Raw genomic sequence first — 13,594 nt, forward strand, 5'->3', positions numbered from 1 at the left:
TTAATGGGTATTCTTTTCTTCCAGCTCTTCCAGCTCGCTCAGAATCACGTCCGGGTCGGTTCCAGGCGGCGGCACTTCATGAACCCAGGCGGAGAACAGACGCCAGGTAACGGCGAGCAGCACCGGGCCAATGAACAGACCGATCATCCCGAAAGCAATCAACCCGCCGATAACCCCGGAGAGGATCAGGATCAGCGGCAGGTCTGCGCCCATGCGGATGAGGATGGGGCGAATCACGTTATCCATGGTGCCAACCACGCAGCTCCAGACCAGCAGCACCGTTCCCCACGTGGTATCACCCGTCCAGTAAAGCCAGATAATGCTCGGAACCAGCACCAGCAGCGGCCCCAGTTGCGCAAGGCAGGTCATCAGCATGACTACGGTAAAGACGGTGGCGTACGGTACGCCGGAAATCGCCAGGCCGATACCGCCCAGCACCGCCTGCACCAGCGCCGTCACCACGACGCCCAGGGCGACCGCGCGCACGGCCTGCGCGGCCAGCAGCACCGCGGCGTCACCCCGTTTTCCCGCCAGGCGGGTGGCAAAGTGACGAACGCCTAAAGCCACCTGCTCACCGCGCCAGTAAAGCAGGGCGCTGAAGACCAGCATCAGGGTACAGTGCATCATAAAGCGGCCGATATGTGCGGCCTGACCGACAAACCAGGTGGTGGTGGTGCCAATATACGGACGTACTTTCGCCATCAGCGCGCTGCCGCCCATCTCCAGCAGGCTATGCCAGCCGCTGTAAAGTTTAGCGCCCACGACCGGAATGCTGTTCAGCCAGCCGAGGTCCGGCAGCGTCAGGTCGCCGCTTGTCACGGCGCGGATCACCGGGCCGCTGGAGTCGACAAGGCTGTTTACCAGCAGCGCAATTGGAATAATAAACAGCAGGAACAGCAGGAGCGTCATCACCAGCACGGCCAGCCCGCGGCGGCCAAACAGCAGTTTCTGCAAGCGCAGCAGCAAAGGCCACGTGGCGACGACAACGGTCGCAGCCCAGGCGAAGCCGAGAATAAAGGGTTGAACAATCCACAGACACGCAATAATCATGAGGGCCAGGAACAGCACCGACAGCAGAATTTGCGCAACATCCCTGGGCTGGCGAAGATTGACCATAAATGAAACTTTCCTTAAAAGAACGCCAGTACCACTGGCGGGAATGGAAAACCGCGTCTCTCTTATCATTAGCGATCGCAGCGGTTTTTGACAGGCGAATTCTGCCTGTAATTCAGCAGAGATTATAAGAAAAAAATGTGATAAAACTTTTAAGATACACGCAAACGATTCCCACAACTCTAATTAGGGTCGACAGTAATGATCCCACAGATTTCTCAGGCACCTGGCGTCGTTCAGCTGGTGCTTAATTTTTTGCAGGCACTGGAGCAACAGGGTTTTACAGGTGATACCGCCACGAACTATGCCGACAGGCTGACGATGGCAACCGATAACAGTATCTACCAGCTTCTTCCCGATGCGGTCGTTTTCCCTCGTTCCACGGCCGACGTGGCGCTTATCGCCCGGCTGGCAACGCAGGAGCGGTTTGCCTCTCTGGTCTTCACGCCGCGCGGCGGTGGCACCGGAACCAACGGTCAGGCGCTGAACCAGGGCATCATTATTGATATGTCGCGCTATATGAACTGCATCATTGAGATCAACCCCGAAGAGGGATGGGTGCGGGTTGAGGCGGGCGTTATCAAAGATCAGCTTAATCAGTACCTCAAGCCTTACGGCTACTTTTTTGCCCCTGAACTCTCCACCAGCAACCGCGCAACCATCGGGGGGATGATCAACACCGATGCCTCCGGGCAGGGGTCGCTGGTCTACGGTAAAACCTCCGATCACGTGCTGGGCGTGCGGGCAGTATTGTTAGGCGGCGATATCCTTGATACCCAGCCGATGCCGGTCGAACTGGCGGAAACGCTGGGTAAAGATAACACCACCAGCGGGCGCATCTACCGCACCGTGCTGGAGCGCTGCCGCGACAACCGCCAGCTTATTCTCGACAAATTCCCCAAACTGAACCGCTTCTTAACGGGCTACGACCTGCGCCACGTGTTTAACGATGACCTGACGCAGTTTGATTTAACCCGCGTGCTGACCGGCTCCGAAGGAACGCTGGCGTTTATTACCGAGGCGCGGCTGGATATCACCCGCCTGCCGAAGGTGCGTCGCCTGGTGAACGTCAAATATGACTCCTTCGACTCTGCGCTGCGCAATGCGCCGTTTATGGTGGAAGCGCAGGCGCTGTCGGTGGAAACCGTCGACTCTAAGGTGCTGAATCTGGCGCGGGAAGATATCGTCTGGCACTCCGTGCGCGAGCTGATTACCGACGTGCCGGACAAAGAGATGCTTGGCCTCAACATCGTGGAATTTGCCGGTGATGACGCGGAGCTGATTGAAAGCCAGGTGACGACGCTCTGCCAGCGCCTGGATGAGCTGATTGCTCATGGCGAAGGCGGCGTGATTGGCTGGCAGCTTTGTCACGATCTGGCCGGTATCGAGCGTATTTACGCCATGCGTAAAAAAGCCGTGGGCCTGCTTGGCAATGCGAAAGGGGCGGCGAAGCCGATTCCGTTTGCCGAGGACACCTGCGTGCCGCCCGAGCATCTGGCGGATTATATCGTCGAGTTTCGCGCCCTGCTGGATAGCCACGGCCTTAGCTATGGCATGTTCGGCCACGTGGATGCCGGGGTGCTGCACGTGCGTCCGGCGCTGGACATGTGCGACCCGCAGCAGGAGATCCTGATGAAGCAGATCTCCGACGACGTCGTGGCCTTGACCGCCAAATACGGCGGTCTGCTGTGGGGGGAGCACGGGAAAGGGTTCCGCGCGGAATACAGCCCGGCGTTCTTCGGGGAGCAGCTTTACGCGGAGCTGCGCAAGGTCAAAGCGGCGTTCGACCCGGATAACCGCCTCAATCCGGGGAAAATCTGCCCGCCTGAAGGGGTGGACGCGCCAATGCTCCAGGTGGATGCCGTTAAGCGCGGTACGTATGACAGACAGATCCCGATTGCGGTGCGCTCGTCCTGGCGCGGCGCGATGGAGTGTAACGGCAACGGCCTGTGCTTTAACTTTGACGTGAAAAGCCCGATGTGCCCGTCAATGAAAATCACCAGCAACCGCATTCACTCGCCGAAAGGGCGTGCGACGCTGGTGCGCGAATGGCTGCGTCTGCTGGCGGACCGTGGCGTCGATCCCCTGAAGCTGGAGCAGGAGCTGCCGGAAAAACGAGCCAGCCTGCGCTCGCTGATTGAGCGCACCCGCAACAGCTGGCATGCCAATAAGGGCGAGTATGATTTCTCCCATGAGGTGAAAGAGGCGATGTCCGGCTGTCTGGCCTGTAAAGCCTGCTCTACCCAGTGCCCGATTAAAATCGACGTGCCGGAATTCCGCTCGCGCTTCCTGCAGCTCTACCACACCCGCTATCTGCGCCCGGTGCGCGATCATCTGGTGGCGACGGTGGAAAGCTACGCGCCGCTGATGGCGCGCGCGCCGAAGACCTTCAACTTCTTTATCAATCAGCCGCTGGTGCGCAAGCTTTCCGAAAAGCATATCGGCATGGTCGATCTGCCGCTGCTGTCGGTGCCGTCGCTGCAGCGCCAGCTCGTCGGCCACCGCTCGGCGAACATGACCCTGGAGCAGCTCGAAGCGCTTACTCCTGAGCAAAAAGCGAAGGTGGTGCTGGTGGTCCAGGATCCGTTCACCAGCTACTACGACGCGCAGGTGGTCGCTGACTTCATCCGCCTGGTTGAAAAACTGGGCTATCAGCCGGTAGTGCTGCCGTTCTCGCCAAACGGCAAGGCGCAGCACATTAAAGGCTTCCTGAACCGCTTTGCGAAAACGGCGCAAAAAACCGCTGATTTTCTCAACCGGATCGCCGAACTTGGGATGCCGATGGTCGGCGTCGATCCGGCGCTGGTGCTTTGCTATCGCGATGAATACAAGCAGACGCTGGGTGATAAGCGCGGCGATTTCCACGTCATGCTGGTGCACGAGTGGCTGCCGGCAGCCCTGGAAGAGAAGGCCATTCAGGAGGCGGGCGGTGAACCGTGGTATCTGTTCGGACACTGTACGGAAGTGACGGCGCTGCCCGGCGCCCCGGCGCAATGGGCGTCTATTTTTGCGCGTTTCGGCGCGAAGCTGGAGAGCGTCAGCGTGGGCTGCTGCGGCATGGCGGGCACCTACGGCCACGAGGTGAAAAACCACGCCAACTCGCTCGGCATCTATGAGCTGTCGTGGCATCAGGCGATGCAGCGATTGCCAAGAAACCGCTGCCTGGCGACGGGCTACTCCTGCCGCAGCCAGGTGAAACGGGTTGAGGGTAACGGCGTACGCCACCCATTACAGGCTTTACTGGAGATAATTGGATGATCTGGAAACGTGCCGTCACGCTGCAGGCGCTAAACGCCATGGGCGAGGGGAATATGGTGGGGCTGCTGGATATCCAGTTCACCCGCATTGGGGAAGACGATCTGGAGGCGACGATGCCTGTCGATAGTCGCACCCATCAGCCGTTTGGCCTGTTGCACGGCGGGGCTTCCGTCGTACTGGCGGAAACCCTGGGCTCCGTCGCGGGATATCTCTGCACCGAAGGCGAACAGAAGGTGGTCGGGCTTGAGGTGAATGCCAACCACATTCGCTCGGTGCGCAGCGGGCGCGTGCGCGGTATCTGCCGCGCGCTGCACGCTGGCAGCCGCCACCAGGTGTGGCAGATTGATATTCTCGACGAGCAGGATCGCCTGTGCTGCTCGTCGCGTCTGACGACGGCGGTCGTGTAAAGTTTTCAGATGAATTGCCTTTGGTCAAAAACTAGCCAGCGTGTTGTGATATACTGGTCAGGATTTGTACATAAGCGAGGACATCATGGATACTGAAATAACCCCAACACAGCTGGCAATTGAATATTTACGTCGCGATAAGAGCAACCTGTCTCCGGCGCAGTACCTGAAAAAGCTGAAACAGCTTGAACTGGAGTTCACGGATCTGCTGGCGCTCTCTTCGAATGAACTGAAAGAAGAGATCTACTTTGCCTGGCGGTTGGGCGTTCACGTCCATTGAGTGAGTGTTGTTGAACAGGCCGCGAGTGCGGCCTTTTTTGTGTCTGACATTCAGTATTTAGCGGGGAGCTTGTTGATTTTAATAAGCCTGCCTTCTTCCATTTCGATAAATCCGCCGGTTTTTAAATCCGCCAGAATGCGCATTACGCCGCTGCGGGAGAGCTGGGTTTTCTCCCGAATATACCTTTCCGCCGTTACGCTGCTGCGATAACTTTCATCTTCCTCCATCAGCTTTATGAGCTGCTGGCGAATCATCTCATATGCCGTCGGTGCGCCCTGCGGCATCACGTTGTTATAAAGCCGGCTATAGACAAACATCAGTTGTCTGGAGAGCAGACCCCATAGCCCTTTTTCTTTGATAATGTCAGCCACCTGTTCAGTAGGGATACTGCCAATCAGGCAAGGGCTCACCGTGACGAGGTAATCATTGAAATAGATGTCCGTCAGGTTAGCAAGACCAAACAGGGCAGGGCTGCGGGCGGTAGAAAGCATCATGCTATCGCTGCTGCGGTAGATGGCAATCGTCCCCTCGAGGATTAAATAACAGAGCCCCTGACCGTTAACCTCAAGGTTAAGTCGTTCACCGCGGCCCGTTCGACGCACCGTGCAATAAGGCTCCAGATGCGCGATCAGTTCCTGGGCGTAAGGGGAGCCGCGAGACGATTTATCTGTAGAGGACATAGCCGTAAACCTGGAAGATAATCTTATGCTTATAGTTTCGCTCTTCTCTCGCGCTATCTCCAGATATTATTGTGCTTTCAGTACTTCCGGGGTAAATGGTTAACTTCTATCAGCACGCCACGGTCCATGGTGATGTATTTCCCCGTACGCAGTTCTGCCAGAATCCGCATAATTCCGCTGCGGGAAAGGTAGGTACGGCTTTTAATGTAAGCCGCTGCCGTGATGTTTTGTCGAATTGCCTCAGGCTCCTGCATTAATTCAACCAGCTGAAAGCGGATGATATCGTAGGCGGACATCTGTGATATTTGCGCGCAGTGCTCGTACACCCGCGATGCCGTGTAGATCAGCAATTTAGAAAAGTGTTCCCAGAGATCGTGCTGTGCAACCACATTGTTAAACGTTTCCAGCGGTACGCATGCTAATTCGGATGTCTCCAGCGCCCTAACGTAAAGATGTTCCGATGAAAACTGACTGCTGACACCCAGTATAAAAGGCGCTGATTCTGAATTTAACACAATGCCGTCGCCGCGGCGGTGCAGCGCCACGCTGCCGTGTAACAGCATAAAACATTGGCGTTCGTCATTTCGGTAATATTGTACGACTTCGCTTTTCGAAAGAATGATTTTCTCTGCACCAGGAAGGACATTATCAATTATACGCTCTATGTGCCTTAAGGGTTTTAATCCCAGCACTGACGATTTCTCATTGTCTAATACGGCTGCAATTCGCGTGTTCATAATATACCTCACTTCAACAGATGCGATCGTTTTTCAATCAGCGTGGAGAATTATCTTAAAAAGCAGCGAAGCAGGGAATAATACTCGGAAGTCTAATAATAGACCGGAAGAGTTGAGTATCTTAACGTTATGAATTTTATCGTTAAACGACGAAAGTCTAAAAGTAGACTGGCGATAAAGTGAACGATCAAAATGTTTGTTTTTTGTTAAACTCCAGTCTACAGCTAGACCTGAAAATAGATTGTCTCGCACAAAAGAGTTGTATAAATTTTGACTCGTCGACAAAAACACCCATCTGAAACGCTCGACACGATGAGAGTGATATTTTGTTTCTGATGGCCTCTAAAAAAGAATGGCAGAATGAGGAACGTCTGTTTTGCCTGAATATCAGTAATAAATAAAGTAATACAGGAAATGGCTTTATGAAAAAGAAAATTATTGTTGCCATGTTTGCGGCAGGCTCTGCATTGACAATGACTCAGGCTTTCGCGGCGGCAGGTACGGTTAATTTTAACGGTAATATTTTGGATAATGCCTGCGATGTGGATGTGGCATCCCAGAATCAGGTTGTAGTCCTCGGCGATTATTACAAAACGGAATTCCCGACAACGGGTTCGCGAACTGCAGCGACGCAGTTCAATATCGTACTGAAAAACTGCCCAGTGACCGTGACCTCCGCGAAGGTGCGTTTTGACGGCACGCCAGATTTAACCAACGCAAGCCTGCTGGCGATTGATTCCTCCGTTGTGGGAGCAGCAACGGGCGTGGCCATCAACCTGATGACGGCGGATAAGGCCGATCTGCCGCTGCATGGTAGCAACAACTATACCTATGCGCTGAGCAGCACCGCTGATAATACGCTCAACTTCTATGCCCAGTATATTTCGACTGCGGCATCAGTTACCGCAGGCCCGGCTAACTCGGTTGCTAACTTCTCTGTGGTTTATAACTAAGTCTTTTGCAGTAATCAGTATGGGGCCACCCGGCCCCTTTGTTTTATGAGGTATTCAATGCGTTTTATCACAACAATCGGTCTGGCCGCAGCAGCGTTACCGCTGACATTTTCAATCGCCAATGCCGTGGTCATTATTGGCGGCACCCGCGTTATTTTCGACGGTGCAAAAAAAGAAGCAACCATTAGCGTGGACAATGCCGATAGCGCGCCCTTTTTAATTCAGTCGTGGATTGATGCGCCGGAGGGAAAAAAAGATGCAGCGCCTTTTATCATTACGCCTCCGCTTTATCGACTGGATGGTGGTCAGAAAAATATCGAACGCATTGTTATGACTGGTTCACTCCCTCAGGAACAGGAAAGTTTATTCTGGCTCAATATAAAAGCCATTCCTTCTGCAACGAAACAGGCTAACGCACTGCAAATAGCGGTGAAAACGCGTATCAAGTTGATTTATCGCCCGGCTAATCTTCACGCGTCAACGCCTGAAGATCAGGCCGGAAAATTAACGTGGCAACGCAACGGGAATGAAATTCAGGTTACGAATCCGACACCTTATGTCATCAATTTTAATGAAATATCTGTGGGCGGAAAAAAGCTGGATGATGTTTCGTATGTATTACCTGGCGCGTCGGCCCGGTTCCCGTTATCTCATGGAACCAGCGGAAATACGTTGACGTTTAAAGTTATCAACGATTATGGAAGCCCCGGCGCGTTGCATCAAGCCAGTTTGTGATTTTGACAAACGGTAATACCCGCATTACTCAGGTTATCAGCAATGAAAAAACAGCATTATAAAGTACGTCCTCGACGTCTGGCGACACTCATCGCCCTGGCAATGACGGGGTCTTCTCCCACGCTTTATGCCAGCGAAACGTTTAATACCGAACTGGTCGAGCTGGACAACCCGGGGATGGGGAAAGCCGATTTATCCGCATTTGAATCAGGCTCTCAGGCACCGGGGACGTACCATGTTGATATTATTCTTGACGATCAGCTCATGGAGACCCGGGATATTACCTTTGCCGCAGCAAAAACGCCTGATGGAAATGACGTATTACAGCCATGCCTGAGCATTGAACAATTAAAACAGTGGGGCGTTAAGACAGCGCTCTTTCCACAGCTGGTCTCAGCGAAAAGCGACTGTGCCGATCTTAAGGCCATTCCACTGGCCTCGACGGATTTCCAGTTCAACGCGCAGCGTCTGGTTATCAGTATTCCGCAGGCGGCTATTGATATACCGGCGCGTGGCTATGTGCCACCAGAAATGTGGGACGAGGGCATCAATGCCGCCATGCTCAATTACAGCCTGAGCGGGGCCAACTCCTGGGCGAAGACCGGAGGGGCTGACAGAACGGACAGCCAGTATGCCAACCTGCGTCCGGGGATCAACATTGGGCCCTGGCGCCTGCGCAACTACACCACCTGGTCCCGGGATGCGTCGGGTCAGGATAAATGGGACACCGTTTACACCTATGCGCAGCGGGCCGTTATTCCTCTGAAAGCGCAGCTGACGCTCGGCGACAGCTCCTCCCCGGCTGACGTGTTTGACAGTATCCCTTTTCGCGGCGGCCAGCTGGCGTCCGACGATGACATGCTGCCGGATTCCCTGAAAGGCTACGCGCCCGTGGTTCGCGGTATTGCGCGCACGAATGCGCAGGTGGTGGTGCGCCAGAATGGCTATCAGATCTACCAGAGCTACGTCGCCCCGGGGGCGTTCGAGATAACCGACATGTACCCGACGGGCGGTGCCGGGGATCTGGATGTGACAATCAAAGAAGCGGATGGAAGCGAACAGCATTTCACCTTGCCTTACGCCTCTCTGCCGGTGCTGCAACGTGAAGGGGGTCTGAAGTATGCCATCACGGGCGGCCAGTATCGCGCCTATAACAGCAGCGTGGAAAAGACGCCTTTCGGGCAACTGACCGCTATTTATGGTCTCCCGCAGGGTCTGACGCTATACGGCGGCGTGCAGGGATCGGGCAAGTACCGGTCGCTCGCCGTTGGGGTGGGTAAAAACATGGGGGATTTTGGTGCGATCTCCACCGACGTAACCCAGGCCTGGTCTACGCCGGATAACACGGTCAAAACCAGCGGCCAGTCCTGGCGCGCGCGGTACAGCAAGAACTTTATTGATACCGGAACAAACTTTTCGATTGCGGGGTATCGCTATTCGACCAGCGGCTACTACGGAATGCAGGAAGTGCTGGACTCCTGGGGAGACAGTACCGCGCTGCAGGACAGGCGGCGTAACCGCGCCGAATTGACCATGAGCCAGACGCTGGGCGGGGATCTGGGGTCTCTGACCCTCAGCGCCGCGCGGGAAGACTACTGGAATTCGGGCAAATCAATGGCGTCCTGGAGCGTCGGGTATAACAACTACTGGCATAACATCAGTTATGGCGTGACCTGGACATACAGCAAAAACGCCAGCGAAGCCTCGTATGGCACCGGGAGCAGTAAAACGTACGACCACGACCAGCTTCTGGCATTTAACGTCAGCGTGCCGCTGGAGAAATTCCTCCCGCAGACGTGGGCGAACTATGGCATGAACGCCAGCAAGAATAACGGCACTACGCACAGCCTGGGCATGAACGGCGTGGCCCTGGAAAACAACGCCCTTAACTGGAACGTGCAGCAGGGCTACGGCACGGACGGCGTGGGATATACCGGCAACATGAACGGGGATTACAAAGGGACCTACGGCGAAGTGACGGCGGGCTATGGCTACGACAGGAACAGCGAGCGTCTGAACTACGGCCTGCAGGGGGGCATCTTGGCCCACGCGGACGGCATCACCTTTTCCCAGCCGCTGGGGGAAACCAATGCCCTGATTAAGGCACCCGGCGCCCACGGGGTGGATATTCGAAACCAGTCCGGTATGCGAACGGACTACCGGGGCTACACGGTGGTGAGCAACCTCTCCGTGTACCGCAAAAACGACCTCACGCTCGATCCGGAAAATATGCCTGACGACGTGGAACTGGAGATCAATACGCGCACGGTGACGCCAACGCGAGGCGCGGTGGTCAGGGCTGATTACCTCTCTAAAGTGGGGCGCAAGGTGCTGATGACCCTGATGGACGACGGTCGATTCGTTCCATTTGGGGCGATGGTGACGCTCGCCGGAGACGGTCACAGTAGTTTTATCGTCGGCGATCGCGGACAAGTCTATTTAACCGGCATGAGCGAGCAGGGGACGCTGATCGTGGCGTGGGGAAATCAGTCCGGCCAGCAGTGTCGCGCGGATTTCACGCTGCCGAAACAGGCCACCTATGGTGGCGTCACCCTCGTTAACGCCCTTTGTCGTCGGGAACATTAAGATGAAAACGATGAAATTTTTGCTGTTGCTCTGTTTATTGGCGGGCTGGAATGGTGCCTGGTCCGGGACGTGCACGACGATCGTGCCGCAAACGTCTTCGCTGTCGGTGGGCACCCTCAACGTGCAGCGCGATGCGCCTGTGGGAACGGTGATATTCTCCGGTGCGGCGTCAAATACGGGGTCCTATCTGACCGGCTGCAGCAATCCATTAATGCTGGGTTTTAGCATGCGGTATAACGGCGCCACGCTCAGCACCTATGGGAATCATGTTTACAATACCAACGTCAGCGGGATTGGGATTCGATTTTCATCGAACAACTATTTTGATAACCCGAGCAATACCTTCTCATACAACGCGCAAACCTCCTACGTCGACTGGTATGGCGGAAAAATTGAACTGGTGGTGACCGGGCCGGTTTCATCCGGGGCGCTCACGCCCGGTGTCATCGGCGTGGTAACCCTTCAGGGCAGCGACGCTATTTATCGCGATGGCCTGACAACGCAGTTGACCAGCGGCACGATCAATGCCCTGGCGTGTACGATTAATACGCCACAATTAACCTTCGCCATTGGAAATATACCCGCCTCTTCCTTTACTGGCGGTGTGGGAACGTCGCCGGCAGGCGCGCAAAATACGCAGAACCTCGGATTAAACTGCAGCGCCGGGACCAATATAAACGTCACGTTGAGCGGCATTCAAAATCCGGATAGCGGCAATACGAGCGTGATGGCCCTGACGGGGCAGGGTAATCCAGGAACGGCAAAAGGGGTGGGCGTTCAACTCATCTATAACGGTACGCCGCTGGCCATGAACAGTCGCCTGCTATTAAAACAGTCCGCGGGTGGAGTCGAAACGCTCCCGTTAACGGCCCGTTATTATCAAACGCTGGGGACCGTTCAGTCGGGAACGGCCAACGCCTCGGCCACGCTTAATATAACCTACCAGTAGCAGGTGAGAAGATGAAAATAGCGCACAAAAAAACGCTCCTGCTTGCCCTGTTGAGCTGGAAGGTGTTTTCCGGCGATGCGGTCAATATCGGCGTAACGGGGAATATCGTGGCATCGCCCTGCATATTTAATGGCGGGAATACGAATCTGGATATTAACCTCGGCAATATTCAGGCTTCCAATATGGCGACGCCAGGATCCACGTCCGATCCGGTTGCGTTCAATCTGCTCTTTACAAGCTGTCCGCTGGGAACCCGCAGCGTCACGGTGACGTTCGCAGGTAACCCGGATCCCGCAGCAGGCGCGGACTACTACATGAACAGCGGAACGGCCACTGGCGTTGCCGTCGCCATGAGTGACGCCGCGACCGGCTCGCTTAAAGGGACGGGCTCCAGTATCACAAAGGCTATTGCGGCAGACAGCACTGCCACGATGCCAATGCAGGCCTGGGTCAAATCCGCTTCAGGCGGTGTTACGCCCGGAAGCATCAGTGCCGTTGTTGTGATGACCATGCAGTACAACTAAATGACAGTGATACGTATCTCTTAAAGACATTGGTATGAACTATGTTAAATATTCTGATTCAGGAAACGGATCTGTTTTTTCAGGCTGGGCTACAGAACTTTTTAGAGAATTTTTTTAAGCAAAACTTTAATCGCGCCATCACCTTTAATCTTGACCTGACCCATGAAAACGTCAGTCAGGCTGATATTATTGTTCTGTCATTGTGTCAGGGTGAAACACTGACCTGTTTTCCCGAGTTACTGGCCCGGAAAAAAGGGATTGTGATAGGCTTCGTCGACGATGAGCTGCGATTTTCAGCGTCGTCCTCCTGCTTTCAGGACATCATTTTTCTCTCTCGCCGTGCATCGCTTGATCGTATCAGTGGTGAACTGTTTATCGCGTGGTTCAGGACGCAACTACCGGGTTACAAGTGGACTAAAAGGAACTGTTTCGACTGCCAGCATAAAGGTTTATCCCGGCAACAAATTCGCATTATGGTGAATTTTTACAGAGGGCTGTCGGTTGTGCAGATCGCGCACGCGCTGGAGATGAGCGAGAAAACGGTCTTTACCCATAAATATATGATGATGCAAAAATTTAATCTGCGCAGCGATTACGAGCTGATCGCATTGCTGAGAAGGTTGATGGAGAAAAAGAGCCAACCCAACCAGCTTCGCGATTTCCTGGAAAACGATTATGTATAACCTGGCAATGCTCTATCAAAATTTTTCAGGCAACTTAATAATATTAAGTAACACACCTCTTTGCATGTCGATATAGCCCCCTTCTTTTAATGCCGACAGTATACGCATCACGCCACTCCGGGACAGGTGGGTTTTATCTCTGATATAACTTTCAGCAGTAACACTGAGCCTGAACGAGGGTTCTTCGTTTGAGAGCGCATAAAGTTGGGCGATGACAATATCATAAGCGGAAGGGCCCGTTAAATCTTCATAACTGTGAAAGAGCTTACCTGCCAGGCTCATCAGATGATATGCAAGGGGCTCCCAAAGGTTATGACGCTTAACCGTCTCATTAACAAAATCCATTTTAAGGATGACGATGTCACAGTTATTGAATGTCTTGATATAGCCGCGCATCTGGGTCTGATACAAATTGCTGAGGCCGATCACCGCGGGCCCTTGAACCGTAGCCATCGCTAAATCGTGGTTGCTACGGTGTATCATGACACGTCCTTTGAGCAATACATAACAGAGACGATCATTGCCAACCACAAAATTTAATCGACGGCGTGGAAGCACTTTTTTCAAATCTGAACCGTGTTGAAGATAATCGATCAGCAATGTTGTCGCTGATGAAGGATCACATACCCATTTTGTGGAGAAGTCATCGAGCATACGCGCGCCTGTCCGTCAAACCTTCCAGTAGTCAT

At 54.2% G+C, this 13,594-nt stretch carries 13 protein-coding genes; 9 read left to right on the plus strand and 4 right to left on the minus strand.

Going from position 1 to position 13,594, the window contains the following annotated elements; all coding sequences use genetic code 11:
* Complete coding sequence (ydiK, locus tag IM284_RS03545) at nt 1-1,116, minus strand: AI-2E family transporter YdiK (protein ID WP_041910407.1); 1,116 nt, start codon at nt 1,114-1,116, stop codon at nt 1-3.
* Nucleotides 1,117-1,314: 198 nt separating this feature from the next.
* Between ydiK and IM284_RS03550 the strand changes: the two genes are divergently transcribed.
* The 3 genes from IM284_RS03550 (at nt 1,315) to IM284_RS03560 (ending at nt 5,058) form a co-directional block, all read left to right on the plus strand.
* Nucleotides 1,315-4,371: an FAD-binding and (Fe-S)-binding domain-containing protein gene (locus IM284_RS03550; RefSeq protein WP_047368368.1), complete on the plus strand. Its 3,057-nt coding sequence runs from the start codon at nt 1,315-1,317 to the stop codon at nt 4,369-4,371.
* On the plus strand, nt 4,368-4,778 hold the full coding sequence (gene menI / locus IM284_RS03555; protein ID WP_028012841.1) for a 1,4-dihydroxy-2-naphthoyl-CoA hydrolase: 411 nt from the start codon (nt 4,368-4,370) through the stop codon (nt 4,776-4,778). Before IM284_RS03550 ends, menI begins: the two co-directional genes overlap by 4 nt.
* 85 nt (nt 4,779-4,863) lie before the next feature.
* Nucleotides 4,864-5,058, plus strand: coding sequence for a YdiH family protein (locus IM284_RS03560; protein WP_003857766.1), 195 nt, complete (start codon nt 4,864-4,866; stop codon nt 5,056-5,058).
* Nucleotides 5,059-5,108: 50 nt separating this feature from the next.
* Here IM284_RS03560 and IM284_RS03565 read toward each other — a convergent pair whose 3' ends face one another.
* On the minus strand, nt 5,109-5,738 hold the full coding sequence (locus IM284_RS03565) for a helix-turn-helix domain-containing protein (protein WP_047368369.1): 630 nt from the start codon (nt 5,736-5,738) through the stop codon (nt 5,109-5,111).
* A gap of 77 nt (nt 5,739-5,815) precedes the next feature.
* Nucleotides 5,816-6,475, minus strand: a complete 660-nt coding sequence (locus tag IM284_RS03570; protein WP_028012843.1) for a winged helix-turn-helix transcriptional regulator — start codon at nt 6,473-6,475, stop codon at nt 5,816-5,818.
* A gap of 422 nt (nt 6,476-6,897) precedes the next feature.
* Here IM284_RS03570 and IM284_RS03575 point away from each other — a divergent pair, with 422 nt between their 5' ends.
* The 6 genes from IM284_RS03575 to IM284_RS03600 are packed head-to-tail and all read left to right on the plus strand — an operon-like array spanning nt 6,898 to nt 12,905.
* Nucleotides 6,898-7,428 (plus strand): fimbrial protein, encoded by a 531-nt coding sequence (locus tag IM284_RS03575; RefSeq protein ID WP_047368370.1) that lies wholly within the window; start codon nt 6,898-6,900, stop codon nt 7,426-7,428.
* A 57-nt stretch (nt 7,429-7,485) separates the two neighbouring features.
* Nucleotides 7,486-8,163 carry a molecular chaperone gene (locus IM284_RS03580; RefSeq protein ID WP_193055726.1) on the plus strand — a complete coding sequence of 226 codons (678 nt, stop codon included), beginning with the start codon at nt 7,486-7,488 and terminating at the stop codon, nt 8,161-8,163.
* Nucleotides 8,164-8,205: 42 nt separating this feature from the next.
* On the plus strand, nt 8,206-10,749 hold the full coding sequence (locus IM284_RS03585; protein ID WP_063438346.1) for a fimbria/pilus outer membrane usher protein: 2,544 nt from the start codon (nt 8,206-8,208) through the stop codon (nt 10,747-10,749).
* Between the two features lies 1 nt (nt 10,750).
* Entirely contained in the window at nt 10,751-11,698 is a 948-nt protein-coding gene (locus tag IM284_RS03590; protein WP_047368373.1) for a fimbrial protein, read from the plus strand.
* An 11-nt stretch (nt 11,699-11,709) separates the two neighbouring features.
* Nucleotides 11,710-12,222 (plus strand): fimbrial protein, encoded by a 513-nt coding sequence (locus tag IM284_RS03595; protein ID WP_047368374.1) that lies wholly within the window; start codon nt 11,710-11,712, stop codon nt 12,220-12,222.
* A 41-nt stretch (nt 12,223-12,263) separates the two neighbouring features.
* Complete coding sequence (locus IM284_RS03600) at nt 12,264-12,905, plus strand: LuxR C-terminal-related transcriptional regulator (protein ID WP_047368375.1); 642 nt, start codon at nt 12,264-12,266, stop codon at nt 12,903-12,905.
* Nucleotides 12,906-12,920: 15 nt separating this feature from the next.
* Here the strand turns inward: IM284_RS03600 and IM284_RS03605 are convergent, their stop codons facing one another.
* Nucleotides 12,921-13,559, minus strand: coding sequence for a helix-turn-helix domain-containing protein (locus IM284_RS03605; RefSeq protein ID WP_080461416.1), 639 nt, complete (start codon nt 13,557-13,559; stop codon nt 12,921-12,923).
* Between the last annotated feature and the right edge of the window lie 35 nt (nt 13,560-13,594).

It is taken from the genome of Enterobacter cloacae complex sp. P12RS (assembly GCF_014895875.1).
GTDB classification, from domain to species: domain Bacteria; phylum Pseudomonadota; class Gammaproteobacteria; order Enterobacterales; family Enterobacteriaceae; genus Enterobacter; species Enterobacter bugandensis.

Bases quoted from the DNA above. Each gene is read 5' to 3' on its own strand.
- ydiK (WP_041910407.1), bottom strand. From the start codon at position 1,116: ATGGTCAATCTTCGCCAGCCCAGGGATGTTGCGCAAATTCTGCTGTCG.
- IM284_RS03550 (WP_047368368.1), top strand. From the start codon at position 1,315: ATGATCCCACAGATTTCTCAGGCACCTGGCGTCGTTCAGCTGGTGCTT.
- menI (WP_028012841.1), top strand. From the start codon at position 4,368: ATGATCTGGAAACGTGCCGTCACGCTGCAGGCGCTAAACGCCATGGGC.
- IM284_RS03560 (WP_003857766.1), top strand. From the start codon at position 4,864: ATGGATACTGAAATAACCCCAACACAGCTGGCAATTGAATATTTACGT.
- IM284_RS03565 (WP_047368369.1), bottom strand. From the start codon at position 5,738: ATGTCCTCTACAGATAAATCGTCTCGCGGCTCCCCTTACGCCCAGGAA.
- IM284_RS03570 (WP_028012843.1), bottom strand. From the start codon at position 6,475: ATGAACACGCGAATTGCAGCCGTATTAGACAATGAGAAATCGTCAGTG.
- IM284_RS03575 (WP_047368370.1), top strand. From the start codon at position 6,898: ATGAAAAAGAAAATTATTGTTGCCATGTTTGCGGCAGGCTCTGCATTG.
- IM284_RS03580 (WP_193055726.1), top strand. From the start codon at position 7,486: ATGCGTTTTATCACAACAATCGGTCTGGCCGCAGCAGCGTTACCGCTG.
- IM284_RS03585 (WP_063438346.1), top strand. From the start codon at position 8,206: ATGAAAAAACAGCATTATAAAGTACGTCCTCGACGTCTGGCGACACTC.
- IM284_RS03590 (WP_047368373.1), top strand. From the start codon at position 10,751: ATGAAAACGATGAAATTTTTGCTGTTGCTCTGTTTATTGGCGGGCTGG.
- IM284_RS03595 (WP_047368374.1), top strand. From the start codon at position 11,710: ATGAAAATAGCGCACAAAAAAACGCTCCTGCTTGCCCTGTTGAGCTGG.
- IM284_RS03600 (WP_047368375.1), top strand. From the start codon at position 12,264: ATGTTAAATATTCTGATTCAGGAAACGGATCTGTTTTTTCAGGCTGGG.
- IM284_RS03605 (WP_080461416.1), bottom strand. From the start codon at position 13,559: ATGCTCGATGACTTCTCCACAAAATGGGTATGTGATCCTTCATCAGCG.